At 61.2% G+C, this 18,740-nt stretch carries 16 protein-coding genes; 9 read left to right on the forward strand and 7 right to left on the reverse strand.

The annotated features are described in order from the left end of the window. Positions 1-9: 9 nt before the first annotated feature. The 3 genes from rsfS to FMF02_RS00815 form a co-directional block, all read right to left on the reverse strand. Positions 10-360 carry a ribosome silencing factor gene (gene rsfS / locus FMF02_RS00805; protein ID WP_141411880.1) on the reverse strand — a complete coding sequence of 117 codons (351 nt, stop codon included), beginning with the start codon at positions 358-360 and terminating at the stop codon, positions 10-12. Between the two features lie 163 nt (positions 361-523). Beyond that, positions 524-1,411, reverse strand: a complete 888-nt coding sequence (locus FMF02_RS00810) for a hydrogen peroxide-inducible genes activator (RefSeq protein ID WP_019130966.1) — start codon at positions 1,409-1,411, stop codon at positions 524-526. A gap of 191 nt (positions 1,412-1,602) precedes the next feature. Continuing rightward, the gene (locus FMF02_RS00815; protein ID WP_019130967.1) at positions 1,603-2,061 is read right to left on the reverse strand and encodes a GNAT family N-acetyltransferase; all 459 of its coding nucleotides are present in this window, start codon (positions 2,059-2,061) and stop codon (positions 1,603-1,605) included. A 375-nt stretch (positions 2,062-2,436) separates the two neighbouring features. Here FMF02_RS00815 and trpS point away from each other — a divergent pair, with 375 nt between their 5' ends. Together trpS and FMF02_RS00825 are read left to right on the forward strand one after the other, a co-directional pair. After that, positions 2,437-3,561: a tryptophan--tRNA ligase gene (gene trpS / locus FMF02_RS00820; protein ID WP_019130968.1), complete on the forward strand. Its 1,125-nt coding sequence runs from the start codon at positions 2,437-2,439 to the stop codon at positions 3,559-3,561. Positions 3,562-3,580: 19 nt separating this feature from the next. Then, a complete protein-coding gene (locus FMF02_RS00825; protein WP_141411881.1) occupies positions 3,581-5,371 on the forward strand; it encodes a chloride channel protein in 1,791 nt (596 codons plus the stop codon). Positions 5,372-5,451: 80 nt separating this feature from the next. Here the strand turns inward: FMF02_RS00825 and FMF02_RS00830 are convergent, their stop codons facing one another. The 4 genes from FMF02_RS00830 to FMF02_RS00845 form a co-directional block, all read right to left on the reverse strand. Then, complete coding sequence (locus FMF02_RS00830; RefSeq protein WP_141411882.1) at positions 5,452-6,687, reverse strand: peroxiredoxin family protein; 1,236 nt, start codon at positions 6,685-6,687, stop codon at positions 5,452-5,454. A 130-nt stretch (positions 6,688-6,817) separates the two neighbouring features. Beyond that, positions 6,818-7,285 (reverse strand): ribonuclease HI, encoded by a 468-nt coding sequence (gene rnhA / locus FMF02_RS00835; protein WP_141411883.1) that lies wholly within the window; start codon positions 7,283-7,285, stop codon positions 6,818-6,820. Between the two features lie 7 nt (positions 7,286-7,292). Continuing rightward, positions 7,293-7,484 carry a hypothetical protein gene (locus FMF02_RS00840; RefSeq protein ID WP_141411884.1) on the reverse strand — a complete coding sequence of 64 codons (192 nt, stop codon included), beginning with the start codon at positions 7,482-7,484 and terminating at the stop codon, positions 7,293-7,295. 52 nt (positions 7,485-7,536) lie between these two features. After that, positions 7,537-10,167, reverse strand: a complete 2,631-nt coding sequence (locus FMF02_RS00845) for a valine--tRNA ligase (protein ID WP_141411885.1) — start codon at positions 10,165-10,167, stop codon at positions 7,537-7,539. 286 nt (positions 10,168-10,453) lie between these two features. Between FMF02_RS00845 and FMF02_RS00850 the strand changes: the two genes are divergently transcribed. The 7 genes from FMF02_RS00850 (at position 10,454) to gpmA (ending at position 18,699) form a co-directional block, all read left to right on the forward strand. Further along, positions 10,454-11,023, forward strand: a complete 570-nt coding sequence (locus FMF02_RS00850; protein ID WP_141411886.1) for a hypothetical protein — start codon at positions 10,454-10,456, stop codon at positions 11,021-11,023. Between the two features lie 357 nt (positions 11,024-11,380). After that, complete coding sequence (gene lon / locus FMF02_RS00855) at positions 11,381-13,816, forward strand: endopeptidase La (RefSeq protein ID WP_019130976.1); 2,436 nt, start codon at positions 11,381-11,383, stop codon at positions 13,814-13,816. Positions 13,817-13,895: 79 nt separating this feature from the next. Further along, positions 13,896-14,654 carry a 3-deoxy-manno-octulosonate cytidylyltransferase gene (kdsB, locus tag FMF02_RS00860; protein ID WP_141413524.1) on the forward strand — a complete coding sequence of 253 codons (759 nt, stop codon included), beginning with the start codon at positions 13,896-13,898 and terminating at the stop codon, positions 14,652-14,654. A gap of 107 nt (positions 14,655-14,761) precedes the next feature. After that, positions 14,762-15,514, forward strand: coding sequence for a 3-deoxy-8-phosphooctulonate synthase (kdsA, locus tag FMF02_RS00865; RefSeq protein ID WP_019130978.1), 753 nt, complete (start codon positions 14,762-14,764; stop codon positions 15,512-15,514). Continuing rightward, entirely contained in the window at positions 15,514-16,479 is a 966-nt protein-coding gene (locus FMF02_RS00870; protein ID WP_141411887.1) for a KpsF/GutQ family sugar-phosphate isomerase, read from the forward strand. Before kdsA ends, FMF02_RS00870 begins: the two co-directional genes overlap by 1 nt. A gap of 410 nt (positions 16,480-16,889) precedes the next feature. Further along, complete coding sequence (locus tag FMF02_RS00875; RefSeq protein ID WP_141411888.1) at positions 16,890-17,942, forward strand: class I fructose-bisphosphate aldolase; 1,053 nt, start codon at positions 16,890-16,892, stop codon at positions 17,940-17,942. 10 nt (positions 17,943-17,952) lie between these two features. Further along, positions 17,953-18,699: a 2,3-diphosphoglycerate-dependent phosphoglycerate mutase gene (gpmA, locus tag FMF02_RS00880; protein WP_141411889.1), complete on the forward strand. Its 747-nt coding sequence runs from the start codon at positions 17,953-17,955 to the stop codon at positions 18,697-18,699. The last annotated feature ends 41 nt before the right edge of the window (positions 18,700-18,740 follow it).

Genomic DNA, 18,740 nt, shown 5'->3' on the forward strand with positions numbered 1-18,740 from the left:
AAAATCTCTTTACTCCTCGTAATCATAACGTTTGAGCGGCGCATCGGCCCACAGCTCCTCCAATTTGTAGAAGGAACGCAACTCGGTCGTGAAGATATGTACCACGACGTCCATGTAGTCCATCGCCACCCACAGACCCGTCTGCTTGCCTTCGACGCGCCATACCTTTTCGCCGAGCTTCTCCTCGACGGCCTCCTCCACGCCGTCGGCGATCGCCGCGACCTGCATGGTCGAATCGGCGTTGCAAACGACGAAATGCGAACAGATGGCGCCGTCGAATCCCGAAAGGTCCAACGATACAATATCCTTACCTTTTTTATCCTGAATCGCACCGACTATCGTCTCAATCAATTTTTCCATATTCCAATATTCCGTAATAGCCCGCTATATCCGTGCAAAGATAGTAAATAAATCGGAAATCGACGAAAAACGGCGACGGAATGAGCGGATTGCCCCGGTGCACGGACCGTACCGCAGAAAGAAAGCCCCCTCCTGCATAACGAGCGCCTTCCCCGCGCAACGCCTATTTGCGGTAGGTGCGGATCGATTCGGCGAGCGCCTTGATAATCGAAGATTTGACGAACGTGCGCCGCACGGCGATGGCGATCTTGCGCGACGTGGCGCCTTTGGCCAATGTCTTGACGCGGTCGCGGTGCTCCTTGGGCACATATTCGACGGCCATTTCGGGGATGATCGTCACGCACTGCGTGCAGTCGACGATACGCATGAGCGTATCGAGCGAACCCGACTCGAAATAGTAGTGCGACGGCACGCCCCGCTTGGCCTGACACAGTTCGATGACCTGGTCGCGCATGCAGTTGCCGTCCGAGAGCAGGATCAGATCGCGCAGGTCGATGTCTTCGATGCGAACGTTCGAACGTTCGTAGAGGGGGTTGTCGGGCGAAACGTAGATGAAGAAACGGTCGTCGAAAAGCTCCTGCTCCTGAATTCCGTCGCCGCAGGTGCCGCCGGCCACCAGCGCGGCGTCGATGCGGTCGTGCTTCATCGCATCGACGATGTCGCGCGTCATCAACTCCTTGACCTCCAACTCCACATGGGGATAGTCGTGCACGAATCCCGGCAGGAACTTGTGCAGCAGGTAGGGCGCGACGGTCGGGATGACGCCCAGACGCAGCCGCCCCGCTATTTCGCCCTTCAACTCGGCGACCGATTCGCGGATATTGTCGTAGGCCCGCAGCGTCTCGCGGGCCCGTTCCAGCACCACCTCGCCCGCCTCGGTGGCGATCACGGGTTTCTTCGAACGGTCGAGCAGGACGACGCCCAGCTCCTCTTCGAGCGATTTGATCTGCATACTCAGCGACGGCTGCGTCACGAAACAGTGTTCGGCGGCCAACGAAAAACTCCCGCAATTGGCTACTGCCAGCAGGTATTCCAATTGAATGATGGTCATAGACGAAGGGACTTATTCTGTCGCGCAAATATATAAAAAAAACTTATATCCGTCAAGACACCCGGCGAAGAACCCGCTCTTTTCCCGCATCTTCCGCTCCGAACCGGCAGCGACGAAACCCTTGCGCACCGCACCCGTTCCGGCGGAGAACTCCGTATCCTACGGGCTGCAGCGCTTGTCTCCGCCGCGATTTATTCCCGACGGACATATTCCATGCGATACAGGTCGAATCCTTCGGCCCAATAGTCCTTTTCGATCCCTTTGAGCTCGAACCCCCGCTTTTCGTAAAACCCGAAGGCCAGCTGCGACGTTCTGACGGTGATTCGGCGGACGCTGCGCATCGCTTCGAGTTTTTCGATCCGATGCCGCAGCAACCGCGTTCCCAGCGATTTTCCCCGATACTGCGGATGCACCATGTCCCAGCTGATTTTCCCGACCGTCCCGCCGTCCGCAAAATTGATTCCGCCGCAACCAACGATCCTCTCCTCGTGAAGCAGGACATAATAGAGTTCCCGCTCGCGTTCCAGATAGGCGTCCAAATCGGCCGCCTCCTCCGGCGCGAAATATCGGGGCGTATTCAACCGAAGCAGCTCCATCACGGCCTCCTTGTCGGCCGGTTCGTATTCCCTGATTACAATCTTCCCGTCCATATTCTATAAATTACTTCCGCCCGACGGCGGACACTCCGCACAAAGATAGCCAATCTCCCGGAATCCGCGGCCTTCACCGCCCCGAAAATCCGTCGGCCGAAGCCTGCCTGAGGCCGAGAAGCGGTACGGCGGCGGGACGCTCCGTCCCGCAAGCCGATGCAGCCGGAAAACCTGCGAAGAAAAAGCGGAAAGAGGTTTGTCTTTTCCGTATAGAATCCCTACCTTTGCCCAAACGATCGGGGCATCGGCCGTCCGGCGCCGGAAACGGCTTGGTCGGGACGTATGCTCCGAATTTCAAAATCCGAAAAAATTCATCCCGCGATCGGGTCGGTCGACCCGGCAAAAACCAGAAATACAAAAACGACATACGCTGTTATGGGAAAAATCATCCTGACCGGAGACCGGCCGACCGGCAAACTGCACCTCGGCCACTATGTAGGTTCGCTGCGCCGCCGCGTGGAGTTGCAGAACTCCGGAGAGTTCGAGAAGATCTTCATCATGATCGCCGACGCGCAGGCGCTCACCGACAACGCCGACAACCCCGAAAAGGTGCGCCAGAACATCATCGAGGTGGCGCTCGACTACCTGGCCTGCGGCCTCGACCCCGAACGGTCGACGCTCTTCATCCAGTCGCAGATCCCCGAACTGTGCGAACTGGCGTTCTACTACATGAACCTCGTCACCGTGGCCCGTCTGCAACGCAACCCGACCGTGAAGGCCGAAATCCAGTTGCGCGGCTTCTCGGAGAACAACGCGGAGAACGACCTGCAACGGCAGGGCATTCCCGTCGGGTTCTTCACCTACCCCATTTCGCAGGCGTCGGACATCACCGCTTTCCGCGCCACGACCGTCCCCGCCGGCGAGGATCAGGAGCCGATGCTCGAACAGACGCGCGAGATCGTCCACAAGTTCAACGCGGTCTACGGCCCCACGCTCGTCGAGCCGGAAATCCTGCTGCCCCAGAACGCCGCCTGCATGCGCCTGCCCGGCACCGACGGCAAGGCCAAGATGTCCAAGTCGCTGGGCAACTGCATCTACCTGAGCGATTCGGCCGAGGAGGTACGCAAGAAGGTGATGGGCATGTACACCGATCCCGACCACCTGCGCGTGGAGGACCCGGGCAAGGTCGAGGGCAACACTGTCTTCACCTACCTCGACGCCTTCTGCCGCCCCGAGCATTTCGCCGCCTACCTCCCCGACTACCCGTCGCTCGACGAGTTGAAGGCGCACTACCGCCGCGGCGGTCTGGGCGACGTGAAGGTCAAGAAATTTCTGATCGCCGTGCTCAACGAGACGCTCGACCCAATCCGCGAACGCCGCCGCTACTACGAGGAGCGCATCGAATGGGTCTACGACGTGCTGCACAAAGGTTCCGAGACTGCCCGCGAGGAGGCCGCACGGACGCTTCACGACGTGCGCGAAGCCATGAAGATCAACTACTTCGAGGACCGCGACCTGATCGCCTCGCAGGCGGCGCTCTACCGAGAGAAACTCGGATAACGCCTTCGGGAAGCCGACCATGAGACTCAGGGATTTCCGATACGAGCGCATCTTCGCCCTCTTCTACCGCCTGACGCGCCGGTTGAGCAACCGCCAGATCATGATGCTGCTGGCCATGATCGTCGGACTGCTGGCCGGACTGGGCACCTATGTCTTCGAAATCCTGCTCTATGCGATCAAGAGCTGCCTGGTCAACTGGTTTCCCGTCGGGAGCGCACATTTCCTGCTGCTGATCTACCCTGCGATAGGCATCGTCCTGGCGACGCTCTTCGTCAAATACATCGTGCGCGACAACATCTCGGAAGGGGTCACGCGCGTGTTGTACGCCATGTCGCGCCGCGATTCGCGCATCCTGCCCCACAACTGCTGGACTTCGATCGTGGGCGGCGCCACCACGATCGGCTTCGGCGGTTCGGTCGGCCCCGAGGCGCCGATCGTACTGACGGGCGCCGCCATCGGCTCGAACGTGGGAAGACTCGCACGCCTCAACTACCGCAATACGACGCTGATGCTCTGCTGCGGCGCCGGGGCGGCGATCGCTGCGATCTTCAAGGCCCCGATCACGGGCGTGGTCTTCGTGCTGGAGATCCTGATGCTCGACATCACCGCCTCGTCGGTCATCCCGCTGCTCATCGCCTCGATCACGGCCACCACGATCGCCTTCGTCTTCCGCGGCTTCGATCCGATCATCGCCGTCACGCTCACGGCGGCCGACGCCTTCGAACTGCGGCAGATCCCGATGTTCATCCTGCTGGGCGTATTGTGCGGAGGGATGTCCTATTATTTCACCACGGTCAACTCACGCATCGGCGCCTTCTACAAACGACTTCCGTCGCAGGGCCGCAAATGGCTCTACGCCGGCATCACGCTGGGCGTCCTGCTCTTCGTCTTCCCGCCGCTCTACGGCGAGGGCTACGAGGGCTTCACCTCGCTCATGCACGGCGATACCCGATCGCTGTTCAACACCTCGCTCTTCTACCGTTTCAGCGACATCGACTGGGTGGTGATCCTCTACGTCGCCGCGATCATGTTCTTCAAGGTGGTGGCCATGTCCTCGACCAACGCCGCGGGCGGCGTGGGCGGAACCTTCGCGCCGTCGCTTTTCGTAGGCGCTTTTTCGGGCGCCATCGTGGCGCTGCTCTTCAACGCGCTGTTCGGCTGGCACCTCTCGATCGCCTCGTTCACGCTGGTGGGCATGGCGGGGGTCATGTCGGGCGTGATGAAGGCGCCGCTGACATCGATCTTCCTGATCGCCGAGCTGTCGAGCGGCTACGGGCTCTTCATCCCGCTGATGATCGTCGCCTGCATCTCGTTCGCCGTCGACTACTACCTCGACCCCGACTCGATCTACACCAAGCAGCTGCGCCTGAGCGGCGATCTGCTGACGCACGACAAGGACCAGTCGGTCTTCGTCTTCCTGAAACTCGAAGAGCTCATGGAGACCGACTTCTACCGCATCCGCGAAACCTTCACGCTGGGCGACATCGTCCACGTCATCTCCCATGCGCGGCGCAACATCTTCCCCGTGATCGACGATTTCGGCCGCCTAATCGGCGTCGTGCAGCTGGACGACCTGCGCGAAGACATGTTCAAGCGCGAGAAATGGGGTACGCCGATCGGCCGTTACATGATCCAGCCGCCCGACCGCATTCTCGAACACGAACAGATCCAGTCCGTGCTGCCCAAGTTCGAGGAGAACCAGACGTGGATGCTGCCCGTCGTCGACAAACAGAACCACTACCTGGGCTTCATCTCCAAGTCGCGTATCCTGAACGCCTACCGCGAGCAGCTGGTCAAGATACAGCAGTAAGCCGGCACTCTCCGAAAAAGGCATCGCCCCGCCGCAGAACGTTGCGGCGGGGCGATACCGTCGAGGACGGCAACGGCCGATCACTCGGGATGCGTCCCGCCCAAAGCACCCGCCAGAATCTCCTTCGCGCTGAAAAACGCCTCCGTATATCCGCGGGCCGCGATCGTCCCGTCGGGTGCGATGAGCACGAAGGCAGGCCACCCCTCGATCGCATACCGCTCCAACATCCGCCCGTTCTCCGGCCGGTCGATCTCGACCTCGATCTCGGGCCACCCGTGCGCCAGCATTCCGGCCAGCGCCGAGCGCATCCCGGCCGCACTCTCGTCGTCGGGCAGCCCCTCGTACACGCGCCGGATCGTATCGACCGACTCGGTCAGCCCCACCATACGCAGCCCCCGATCCTTGTAGGCCGCATAGAGATCGCGCACCTGCCCGTCGATCCAGATCGAACCGGGACACATCCCCCAATGGTAGAACAGCACGTAGCCGCCCGCGAAATCGGCCTTGGAGATCGCCTCGCCCCGCGTTGTCACGAGCGAGAAATCGGGTGCCGGCTGCCCGACGGCGAGGCTCTCCATCCGTTGCAGGAAGTCGGCGTACACACCGCCGAAGTAGCTCGACTTCAACTCCTCTGACAGCGACTCGTAGAATGCGCGCGACTCGGCCAACGGCCGGTAGGCCACCGTGGGAATCCGGTCGACGAGCAGATAAAGCGTCCCCTGCGGGTGCCCTTTCCGATAATTCTCGTTCAATGCGCGTTTGCGTGCGGCGCCCGGATCGTCGGCATAAAACCGATTGAAGAGTTCGTTCCACCTCCGGCCCTCCGCTTGGTCGCCGCGTGCGAAAGCTGCACGCGCATTTTCGCTGTAACCGCTCCGAATCCGACCGAGCGAATCCGCGACGTACAACAGTTCGGAAAGCGCGGGATCGTCGTAGATACCGCCGCCGAGAGTACAGTAATAGATCGCCTCCGCCGTACCGGTCAGCGTGATCCGGTCGCCGCCTGTCACGATCATCGACTTGCCCCGACGATCCGCATCGGCGGCCCTGCCGCTTTTCGGATGATAGGTCATCGAGTAGTAACCGTCGTGCGCCTGCTCGCCCCGATAGGCGAACGCACCCGCCTCCCCGACCACGACGTCGAAGGCCGGTTCGTAGTTCCACTCCGGAAGCAGGACACGTTCGAAACGGAGCGTATCGCCGACTTGCAGGCCGTCGATACGGCCGCTCAGCTCGAAAGATTGCATGCGTGAACAGGAGGCCGCCGCCACGAACAGTGCGGCGGAGAGTCCGAAAATTCCGAAAGACCGGTACATAGGCGTTGACAGATGGTTGAAATTCGTTTCCGCTAAATTAACGATTTTCCGGCGACGCCGAACGTTTTGCTCAAAAAAACCGTCGCCCGACGATCTCTCGTCGGGCGACGGTTCACGGCTGCGGCGGCGCTCACCCCTCCTGCCGCGCCTCCTCGTAGCCCGTATCGACCAGCAGATCGCGCCCGTTGGCCGCCGCCACGGCCATCTGGTCGCAGCGGTTGTTCTCCACTGTCTCGGCATGCCCTTTCACCCAAACGAAACGCACACGGTGATGGCGGTATACGCCGAGAAATCGCCGCCACAGATCGGGATTCTTCTTTCCGGCGAACCCCTTCTTCTCCCAGCCGAAGACCCAGCCCTTCGTGACGGCGTCGACGACGTATTTCGAATCGGAGTAGACCACCACGTCGCTCCCCGCGAATTTCAGCGCTTCGAGCGCGACGCACACGGCCATCAACTCCATACGGTTGTTGGTCGTCAGCCGGAAACCGGCCGACATCTCCTTGCGGAACGGCCCGCTCAGCAGCACCGCCCCGTAACCTCCCGGACCGGGATTTCCCAGTGCCGAACCGTCGGTATAGATCGTAATATCCAAAATAAAAATCTTATTGTACGGCGGCCTTCCCGTCCACTTCGCGGAGCAATTCCTCGGCCCGCCGCCGCTCGTCCACGTCGGGCGAGTCGAGCAACCGCCTCCACCACGTGCGGGCGCTCTCCTTGTCGCCCCGCCGCAGATAGAGGCAACCGGTGTTGCAGATCAGCGTGCCGTCCGAAGAGTCGATCCCCGAAGCACACACGAACCCGTCGAGCGCCTCGTCGACACGCCCTGCACTGCAATCATCGCGGCGGTCAGTTCAACGCCGCCAGCTGTTCGCGGATCGCGGCGATCTTCGCCTCGGCGTCGGCCTTCTTGGCACGCTCCTTCTCGACCACCGCTGCGGGAGCCGACTGCACGAAACGCTCGTTCGAGAGCTTGCGCTCGACGCTTTGCAGGAAACCTTCGTAATAGGTCAGCTCTTCGCCTAACTTGGCGATCTCGGCTTCGCGGTCGATCCGATCGCCCAGCGGCACGAAATACTGCGTGGTCTTCACGATGAAGGCCGCGGCCGCGGCATCCTTCTCCGCCACCCGTTCGATCGCCGACAAGTTGGCCATCTTCGTCAGCACGGGTGCATAGTCGGCCGGATAGTTCGCGTCGGCGATCACTTCGAGCGTCAGCGCCTCGCGCTGCGGCAGATTCTTCTGCTTGCGGATATTGCGCACGGCAGTGATAGTCTCCTTGACCAGTTCGAACCGGGCCAGCAGCGCCTCGTCGGCCTGCCCGTCGGCCTGCGGCTGGCGTGCGACCATGATCGATTCGCCCGCCGCACGCGGAGCCAGATCCTGCCATATCTCCTCGGTGACGAAGGGCATGAAGGGGTGCAGCAGGCGCAGCAGCGCATCGAAGAACCCTTTGGCTTCGTCGACCGTCCGCGGGTCGATCGGCGCCCCGTAAGCAGGCTTTATCATTTCGAGATACCACCCGCTGAAATCGTCCCAGAAGAGTTTGTAGAGCAACATGAAGGCCTCCGAAATGCGGTAGCTGCCGAAATCCCCGTCCAACTCCGCCACGGCGCGGCGCAACGTCTGGCGAAACCATTCGCCCGCCAGGCGGTCGTTGTCGCTCTGGGCGAGCGTCCCGTCCACCGTCCAGCCGTTGACGAGCCGGTAGGCGTTCCATATCTTGTTGCCGAAATTGCGGCCCTGCTCGCACAGTGCCTCGTCGAACATCACGTCGTTGCCGGCCGACGACGAAAGCAGCATCGCCACGCGCATACCGTCGGCGCCGTACTGCGCGATCAGGTCGAGCGGATCGGGCGAGTTGCCCAGCTGCTTGGACATCTTGCGTCCGATCTTGTCGCGCACGATGCCGGTGAAATAGACGTTGCCGAAGGGCTTCTCGCCGCGATATTCGTAACCGGCCATGATCATGCGCGCCACCCAGAAGAAGATGATGTCGGGGCCCGTCACCAGATCGGCCGTCGGGTAGTAGTAGCGAATCTCCTCGTTGTCGGGGTTGCGGATGCCGTCGAAGACCGAAATCGGCCACAGCCACGACGAGAACCACGTGTCGAGCACGTCCTCGTCCTGCCGCAGGTCGCCGAGCTGCAACGCGGCGTCACCCGTCTTCTCGCGGGCCAGCGCCAGCGCCTCCTCGGCCGTTTCGGCCACCACGTAACCGCCCTTGGGCAGGTAGTAGGCGGGAATGCGCTGCCCCCACCACAACTGGCGCGAGATGCACCAGTCCTTGATGTTCTCCATCCAGTGACGGTAGATATTCTTGTATTTTTCGGGGACGAAACGGATTTCGTCCTCCATGACGGCGCGCGTGGCGGGCTTCGCCAGCTCCTCCATCGAAAGGAACCACTGCATCGAAAGCTTCGGCTCGATGGCCACGCCCGTGCGCTCGGAGTAGCCCACGTTGTTCGTGTACTCCTCGGTCTTTTCGAGCAGGCCGGCATGTTGCAGGTCGCCCTCGATCACGCGGCGCAGCTCGAAGCGATCCATCCCTTCGTAAATACCCACCTTGCCGTTGATCGTCCCGTCGTCGTTGAAGATGTCGATCGTCTCCAACCCGTATTTCTCGCCCAGCATGTAGTCGTTCACGTCGTGCGCCGGCGTCACCTTCAAGGCACCCGTACCGAAGGCGATGTCGACATACGTGTCGCGGATCACCGGAATCGAGCGCCCGACGAGCGGCACCACCACGCGGGCGTCCTGCGACAGCCACTCGTAGCGCTCGTCGTCGGGATTGACGCACAGCGCCGTATCGCCCAGAATGGTCTCGGGGCGCGTCGTAGCCACGACGAGGTACTTGTCCGTCCCCTCGACCGCATAGCGCAGGTAGTAGAGCTTGCCGTGCGACTCCTTGAAGACCACCTCTTCGTCCGACAGCGCGGTCCTGGCCGCGGGATCCCAGTTGACCATGCGCACGCCGCGGTAGATGCGCCCCTTGCGGTAGAGGTCGCAGAAGACCTTGATGACCCCCTCGGTGCGGATGTCGTCCATCGTGAAACAGGTGCGGTCCCAGTCGCACGAAGCCCCCAGCTTGCGCAGCTGCCGCAGAATTACGCCGCCGTACTGCTCCTTCCACTCCCACGCGTATTCGAGGAACTTCTCGCGCGTGAGCGACGACTTCTCGATGCCGCGCTCCTTGAGCTTGGCCACCACCTTCGCCTCGGTAGCGATCGAGGCGTGGTCCATACCCGGCACCCAGCAGGCATTTTTTCCCTGCATGCGGGCGCGGCGGATCAGCACGTCCTGCAACGTATTGTTGAGCATGTGGCCCATGTGGAGCATCCCCGTCACGTTGGGCGGCGGAATGACGACCGTATAGGGTTCGCGCGCATCGGGTTCGGAGTGGAACAGTCCGTGCCGCTCCCAGTAGTCGTACCATTTCTGCTCGATCTCCTGCGGAGCGTATTTGTCGGCAATCTGCATATCGGATAAATTTTATTACGTTGAACTTCTTCGCCCGCTTTCCGCTTCCGCAAACACCGGCTCTACCGGCCTCCGCAGATTCGAAAACGTTTGTCAGGCAAGGTGCAAAGTTATAATTTTTCCGGTAAAAGTACGCTTTTTTCACCGCGTTCCCGCTCTTCGGTCCGATTTTTCGTCCGCCGATGAAAAAAGAGAACCCCGCCGTCCATTTTCCGCCCGCAAAATTTGGAGGGGGGGGGTGATTTGTCCTAAATTTGTCCTCCGCAAACCATTTAACCCAAACTCTATGCAACTCAAAACCCTCCTCGGCGCCGCACTGCTTCTGCTCGCCGGTGCAACACAGGCCCAAACGATTCCCGAAACGACGCCCGAACCCGAATTCATCGGGGAGATCGTGACCGTGCGACCCGACGGCACGGTCGCCAAACTCGAAAAGCAATCCGTCCAGATGCGCACGCGAGCCAATGCGAGCGCCGTCATCTTCGGTATCGGCAAGGCCAAGACGAAACTCATCATCGAAGGGCCGAAAGCCGGCGTGCGCCTGACGGCGGGCCAACCGGCCAGCTTCATCGTGCGCGCCGTCGACAACGCCACCGATCCCATGTCGATCATCAACGTCTTCCGCTTCGAAGCCAAGAAAGACAAGCGCATGGCCGAAATGGCCTCGGTCAGCAGTTTCGGCAGCGTGAAATCCAACAAGCTGGAACGCCTTTCGTTCACAGGCCGCAAATTCGGAGAGAGCTCCTACCTGATCACCCTCGACGAAACTCCCGCCGGCGAATACGGTATCACGGTCTCCAACCCGAACAACCTCGACGAGAAACAGGTCATCGTATCGACCTTTGCGATCGACTGAGCCTCAGCCGGGCCTTCCGACGATCTACGGCAGCGGATTGTCCGCTGCCGTATCTTTTTTCGCCGCACATCCCGCCCGCACCTGCCGAAGCGGCGACCGACTGACACGCTCTCCCCTCGTCGGCAACCGGCTGCCAAAATGACAGACATGTCCCGACGGACCTCCGGATCCTTTTTCATACAACCCCCTCAGTCATCGTCCGATAGTGCATACCGCAGACACCGACAGGCACCGGTCGTCCGCTGCACCGCGGCGCTGCGGCATAAATAGTGTTGATAACTTCTTAACAAGCCAAAGACTTATATAAAATATTATACGGAAAAAAGCGTTATCTTTGCAACTTGATTGAAAGACCATATGAGTAAAAGAGATAAAATCGAACTGAAAGAACTGGAATCGCTGCCCGAAGCGCTCGACGGCAACCACCGCGTCATCCCCATCGTCACCGGCGAGGACGACACGGTCGAAGAGGTCGCCGTCCCCGAAATACTTCCCGTGCTGACGCTGCGCAGCTCGGTGCTGTTTCCGGGCGCCATCACCCCCGTCACGGTGGGCCGCTCGCGGAGCATGACGCTCGTGCGCGACACCAACGCCCGCAACGGGATGCTGGCCGCCGTCCTGCAACGCGACGGCGACGTGGAAGAGCCCAAGGCGGAGGACATGTACCGCATCGGTACGGCCGCCCGCATCATGAAGATATTGGAGATGCCCAACGGCAACCTCACGGTCATTCTCAACGGGTTGGAGAAGGTCGAGATCGGCGAATACGTCTCGTCCGACCCCTATCTGCAAGCCAGGGTGACCCCGTTGAAGGATTCGACGCCCGACGAGAAGAACGTCGAGTTCAACGCACTTGTGGATTCGATCCGCGACGTGGCGCTCAATATCATCAACATCTCGCCCAACATGCCCAAGGAGGCGATTTTCGCCATCAAGAACATCGACTCGCGGCGAGGTATCATCAACTTCATCTGCACCAACCTCGAACTGTCGGACGAAGACCGGCAGTCGCTGCTCGAAGCGCCGGGGCTGCTGGCGCGCGCGCGCAAACTGCTCGAAATCCTGATCCGCGACCAACAGCTCATCGAGTTGAAGAACGAGATCCAGGAGAAGGTCAAGCAGGAGATCGACAAGCAGCAGCGCGACTACTACCTCCAGCAGCAGATGCGCACCATCCAGGACGAACTGGGCGACGGCGCCGACGCCGAACTGGACGAGATGCGCGAAAAGGCCAAGCAGAAGAACTGGCCCAAGGAGGTGGCCGAACTCTTCGAGAAGGAGTTGCAGAAACTCGAACGGCTCAACCCCGCCGTAGCCGAATATTCGGTGCAGGTAACCTACCTGCAACTGTTGCTCGAACTGCCGTGGAACGACTGTACGAAGGACAATCTCGACCTCAAACAGGCGCGCGAGCAGCTCGACCACGACCATTTCGGCCTCGAAGAGGTCAAGGAGCGGTTGCTGGAACACCTGGCGGTCATCAAGTTGAAGGGCGACCTCAAATCGCCGATTCTCTGTCTCTACGGCCCTCCGGGCGTAGGCAAGACCTCGCTGGGCAAATCGGTCGCAGCGGCGCTGGGGCGTAAGTTCGGCCGCATTGCACTGGGCGGCCTGCACGACGAAGCGGAGATTCGCGGCCACCGCCGCACCTACATCGGGGCGATGCCGGGCCGGATCGTACAGACGATCAAGCGGTGCGGCTCGTCGAACCCGGTCATCATCCTCGACGAGGTGGACAAGATCAGCGTGTCGAACCACGGCGATCCGTCGAGCGCACTGCTCGAAGTACTCGATCCCGAACAGAACACCACGTTCCACGACAACTACCTCGATACGGAGTACGACCTCTCGAAGGTGCTCTTCATCGCCACGGCCAACAACGTCGGCAATATCAATCCGGCGCTGCGCGACCGCATGGAGATGATCAACATCCCGGGCTACATCCTCGAAGACAAGATCCAGATCGCCCTGCATCACCTGCTGCCCAAACAGCGCGAGGCGCACGGCATCAAGGAGCAGGAGCTGATCCTCACGCCGCAGATCGTCGAACAGATCATCGCCGGCTACACCCGCGAATCGGGCGTGCGGTCGCTCGACAAGCACATCGCCAAGCTGGCGCGTTCGCGGGCCAAGCAGATCGCCTCGGAGGAGGCTTTCGCACCCGAACTCGGCGCGAAAGAGGTCGAAAAGATCCTCGGCAAACCCAAATTCCTCAACGAGGAGTACGAGGTGGGCGGCATCGTCGGCGTGGTGACGGGCCTCGCCTGGACGGAAGTGGGCGGCGACATCCTCTACATCGAGTCGGTGCTCACGCCCGGCAAGGGCCGCCTGAGCCTCACGGGCAATCTGGGCGACGTGATGAAGGAGTCGGCCACGATCGCCTTCGAATGGGTCAAGGCACATTGTACGGAACTGGGTATCGATCCCGAGAAATTCGAGAAGTACGACCTCAACATCCACGTGCCCGAAGGCGCCATTCCGAAAGACGGCCCGTCGGCCGGCATCACGATGGTCACGTCGATCGTCTCGACCTACACGGGCCGCAAGGTCCGCGACCGCATCGCCATGACGGGCGAAACGACGCTGCGCGGCCGCGTAACCCCCGTGGGCGGCATCAAGGAGAAGATACTGGCCGCCAAGCGCGCCGGCATCACGACGCTGCTGCTGTCGGAGGAGAACCGCAAGGACATCGAGGAGATCAAGCCCGACTACATCAAGGGGCTGACGTTCCACTACGTCCGCACCAACGACGACGTACTGCAACTGGCGCTCGAACCGCAGGCGCAACAATAACGGATCGGAAGGGAGCCGGAAGAGGGGACTGGAATCCCGCTCTTTCGGCTCCTTTCCTTTTTTAACGGATATGGACTCTCTGAAATTTCTGGCCGTCATTCCGGCCCGTTACGCTTCGACACGGTTTCCGGGCAAACCGCTGGCACGGCTCGGCGGCGAACCGGTCATCCGGCACGTCTGGAAGCAGGTGACGCAGGTGTTCGCCGACGCAGCCGTCGCCACCGACGATCCGCGCATCTACGATGCGGTGGAGGCCTTTGGCGGCCGTGCCGTCATGACCTCGCCCGATCATCGCAGCGGCACCGACCGCTGTCGGGAAGCCGTCGACAAACTGGGCGGCGACCCCGACGTCATCGTCAACGTACAGGGCGACGAACCCTTCATCGCCCCCTCGCAGTTGCAGGCGATCGCCCGCTGCTTCGACGATCCGTCGACCGACATCGCCACGCTCGTCAAACCCTTCACCGAGGCCGACGGACTCGACGCACTGGAAAATCCCAATTCGCCGAAAGTCGTGCTCGGCAGCGCGGGCCAGGCACTCTATTTCTCACGCTCGGTGATCCCCTACCTGCGGGGCGTGCCGCGCGAGGAGTGGCTCGCACGCCATACCTTCTACAAACATATCGGCATGTACGCCTTCCGCCGCGAGACGTTGTACAAGGTGACCGCCCTGCCCCAGTCGGCACTCGAACGGGCCGAATCGCTCGAACAGTTGCGGTGGCTGGAAAACGGGTTCCGCATCCGTGCAGGTATCTCCGACGTCGAGACGATCGGCATCGACACGCCGGAGGATTTGGCGAAGGCGGAAGAATTCTTAAAATTAAAAATGAAAAACTAAGGATCGGAAATCAGGGAGGGGGCTTCGGCCGAACGACGGTTGCCCGCAGCCATGCAAAACCCGACCCGGATTTCAATCCTCGGCTTTCAACCGCTAATTCTCGACTTATGAATACCACATTCATCGCGGGGCCGTGCGTGATCGAATCGGCCGAACTTCTCGATACGGTGGCGGCCCGACTGACGGAGATCAACCGCAGACTGGGCGTGCAGATCATCTTCAAAGCGTCGTTCGACAAGGCCAATCGCACGTCGATCCGCTCCTATCGGGGCGTCGGCATGGAGAAGGGATTGCAGATGCTCGCCGACGTGCGGTCGAAATGGGGTCTGCGGCTGCTCACGGACATCCACGAATCATGGCAGGCGGCGCCCGTAGGCGAGGTGGTCGACGTGATTCAGATTCCGGCCTTCCTCTGCCGCCAGACCGACCTTCTGGTCGCCGCAGCGAAGACGGGGCGCACGGTCAACATCAAGAAGGCGCAGTTCCTCTCGGGCGAAGACATGCGCTACCCCTATGAAAAGGCTTGCGACGCCGGTGCGGCCGACGTGTGGCTCACCGAACGCGGCAATTCGTTCGGCTACAACAATCTGGTGGTCGACTTCCGCAACATCCCCGACATGCTGCGCATCGCGCCGACAGTGGTCATGGACTGCACGCACTCGGTGCAGCGTCCGGGCGCCGCAGGCGGCAAAACGGGCGGCAACCGCGAATTCGTGCCGGCAATGGCGCTCGCGGCCAAGGCATTCGGTGCCAACGGCTACTTCTTCGAAGTACACCCCGATCCCGACCACGCGCTGAGCGACGGACCCAACATGTTAAACCTCAACGACCTCGAAGGGGTCGTCAAATCCCTACTCTAATGGAGCAGTCCAAACAAAACGAAATCCTGACGGTAGCCCGCGAGGCGATCCGTACCGAAGCCGACGCGCTCGAAAAAATGGAACGGTCGCTCGACGAGCACTTCGTCGAGGCCATCGAGATGATCCTCCAAAGCCGCGGCAAACTCATCATCACCGGCATGGGCAAGTCGGGGCTGATCGGCCGCAAGATGGCCGCCACCTTCGCATCGACGGGCACGCCGAGCTTCTACCTCCATCCGGGCGAAGCGTTCCACGGCGATCTGGGCATGATCTCGAAAGAGGACATCGTGCTGGCGATCTCCTACTCGGGTGAAACGGACGAGGTACTCAAAATCGTCCCCTTCATCCACAACAACGGCAACCGGCTGATCTCGATGACGGGCAATCCGGCCTCCACGCTCGCCATCCATTCGGACATCCACCTCGACGTCTCGGTCGACCACGAAGCCTGCATCCTGCACCTCGCGCCCACGACCTCGACCACGGCGCAGATCGCCATGGGCGACGCGATGGCCGTCGCCCTGATGAAGATGCGCAACTTTTCGAGCAACGACTTCGCACGGCTCCACCCGGGCGGCAGTCTGGGACGCCGGCTGCTGGCTACGGTCGGCGACGTCATGCGCAGCGACAACCTGCCCGTCGTCGGCCCCGACTGCACGGCCAAGGATATGATCCACACGATCAGCCGTTGCGGACTGGGACTGATCGTCGTCTGCGAAGGCGACCGCATCGAAGGCATCGTCACCGACGGCGACATCCGCCGCGCCATGGAGCGTTCGGGAGCCGATTTCATCAACCTGCGTGCCGCCGACATCCTGACGCGCAACCCCAAACGCATCCACCCCGAAGAGAAACTCATCGAGGCGGAGAAGATGATGACCCGCCACAAGATCACTTCGCTGCTGGTCACCGACCGCGACGAACGCCTGGCAGGTGTCATCCAGATCTACGACATCAAGCTCTGACGGCAGCTCCGCCCGACGGATACCAGCGGGACGGCCTGTGGGCCGTCCCGCTGGCTTTTTAACGATTTTCCCCCCCCCGTCGGCATCGCCCGAGGATGCCGGCAGTTCGCCGCCGCCCCACACGGCGGACTGCTACTCGCTCCGGCTCGTACAGTCTCTGCCGCCGGCGCCGAACCGCCAAGATACGGAGAGCGGCGACCGCCCCGTCGTCGCCCCCGCTCTCCGGCACCGCTTCGTTTTCATCATAAATAGGTATATCGATCCTCCCCTTTTTTTCGTTTCTTTGCTGCGGATCGAACCCCGCCTCCGACCGACAGGCACGGCAGGAACGAATCTTCTCCTTGCGGGAAACGATCGGGGAACGATTTATGCAACAGGATTACGGACATTCATTTTAATCGCACGAAATCATGAACAAGACCGTCGAATTGTTGGGCGACAAGGCCGAATACCTGCTCTCCCACACCTGCAAAACCATTGACAAAAGTACGTTGCACCTTCCCTCCCCGCATACCGTCGAGGAGGTATGGGCAGCCTCCGACCGCAATATCCCGACGTTGAACAGCCTGCAACGTCTGCTGGGACACGGCCGGCTGGGCGGCACGGGCTACGTTTCGATCCTGCCCGTCGACCAGGGCATCGAACACACCGCCGGCGCGTCGTTCGCCCCCAATCCGATCTACTTCGATCCCGAAAATATCGTCCGGCTGGCGATCGAAGGCGGCTGCAACGGCGTAGCCTCGACGCTGGGCGTGCTGGGAGCCGTCGCCCGCCGCTATGCCCACAAGATTCCGTTCGTCGTAAAAATCAACCACAACGAACTGTTGACCTACCCCAACAGTTACGATCAGGTATTGTTCGGTTCGGTCGAACAGGCGTGGGAAATGGGTGCCGTCGCCGTGGGCGCCACGATCTATTTCGGATCGGCCGAAAGCCGCCGTCAGCTCACGGAGATCGCGGCCGCCTTCGAACGTGCCCACGACCTGGGCATGGCGACCATCCTGTGGTGCTATCTGCGCAACAACGCCTTCAAGAAGGACGGTGTCGACTACCACAACGCCGCCGACCTGACGGGACAGGCCGACCACTTGGGCGCGACGATCGGCGCCGATATCGTCAAGCAGAAGCTCCCGACCTGCAACGGCGGGTTCCGGGCCATCGGCTTCGGCAAGACCGACGACAAGATGTACACCGAACTCGCGTCCGACCATCCGATCGACCTGTGCCGCTATCAGGTGGCCAACAGCTACATGGGACGTGTCGGCCTGATAAATTCCGGCGGCGAGTCGCACGGCGCCTCCGACCTGGCCGACGCCGTCGCAACGGCCGTCATCAACAAGCGGGCCGGCGGCATGGGCCTCATCAGCGGCCGCAAGGCGTTCCAAAGGCCGATGAACGAGGGCATCGAACTGCTCCATGCCATCCAAGACGTCTATCTCGATCCTTCAATCACCATCGCATAAACCCGCACCCATGAAACGAATCGTACTGCTCCGCCACGGGCAGAGCACCTGGAACAAGGAGAACCGGTTTACCGGCTGGACGGACGTCGACCTCACGCAAGAGGGTGTCGCCGAAGCCGTGCGGGCCGGAGAGCTGCTCCGCGACGAAGGCTTCACCTTCGGAAAAGCCTATACCTCCTACCTCAAACGGGCGGTCAAGACACTCGACTGCGTGCTGGACAAGCTGGACGAAGCGTGGATTCCGGTCGAAAAGTCATGGCGGCTCAACGAAAAACACTACGGAATGCTGCAAGGGCTCAACAAAAGCGAAACAGCCGAAAAATACGGCGAGGAGCAGGTACACGTCTGGCGACGGAGCTACGACGTGGCCCCCGACCCGCTGCCCGAGGACGACCCGCGCAACCCGCGTTTCGACGTGCGCTACGCCTGCGTTCCCGACGCCGAACTGCCGCGCACCGAATCGCTCGAACAGACGATCGCACGCATCCTGCCCTACTGGCACTGCGTCGTCTTCCCGTCGCTGATGCGGTACGACAGCCTGCTGGTCGTCGCACACGGCAATTCGCTGCGAGGCGTCATCAAGCATCTCAAAGGAATCCCCGACGACCGGATCGCCGCGCTCAACCTGCCGACGGCCGTACCCTACGTCTTCGAATTCGACGACGCGCTGCGTCTCGTACGCGACTACTATCTCGGCGACCCCGAAGAGATCCGCCGCCGAGCCGAGGCCGTCGCCCGACAGGGCAGCGCCCGCTGACGGAGCGAAAAAGAGGGGCCGGATTTCTGCGAAATCCGGCC

Origin of the sequence: Alistipes communis, from assembly GCF_006542665.1 — a bacterium.
Taxonomy (GTDB): domain Bacteria; phylum Bacteroidota; class Bacteroidia; order Bacteroidales; family Rikenellaceae; genus Alistipes; species Alistipes communis.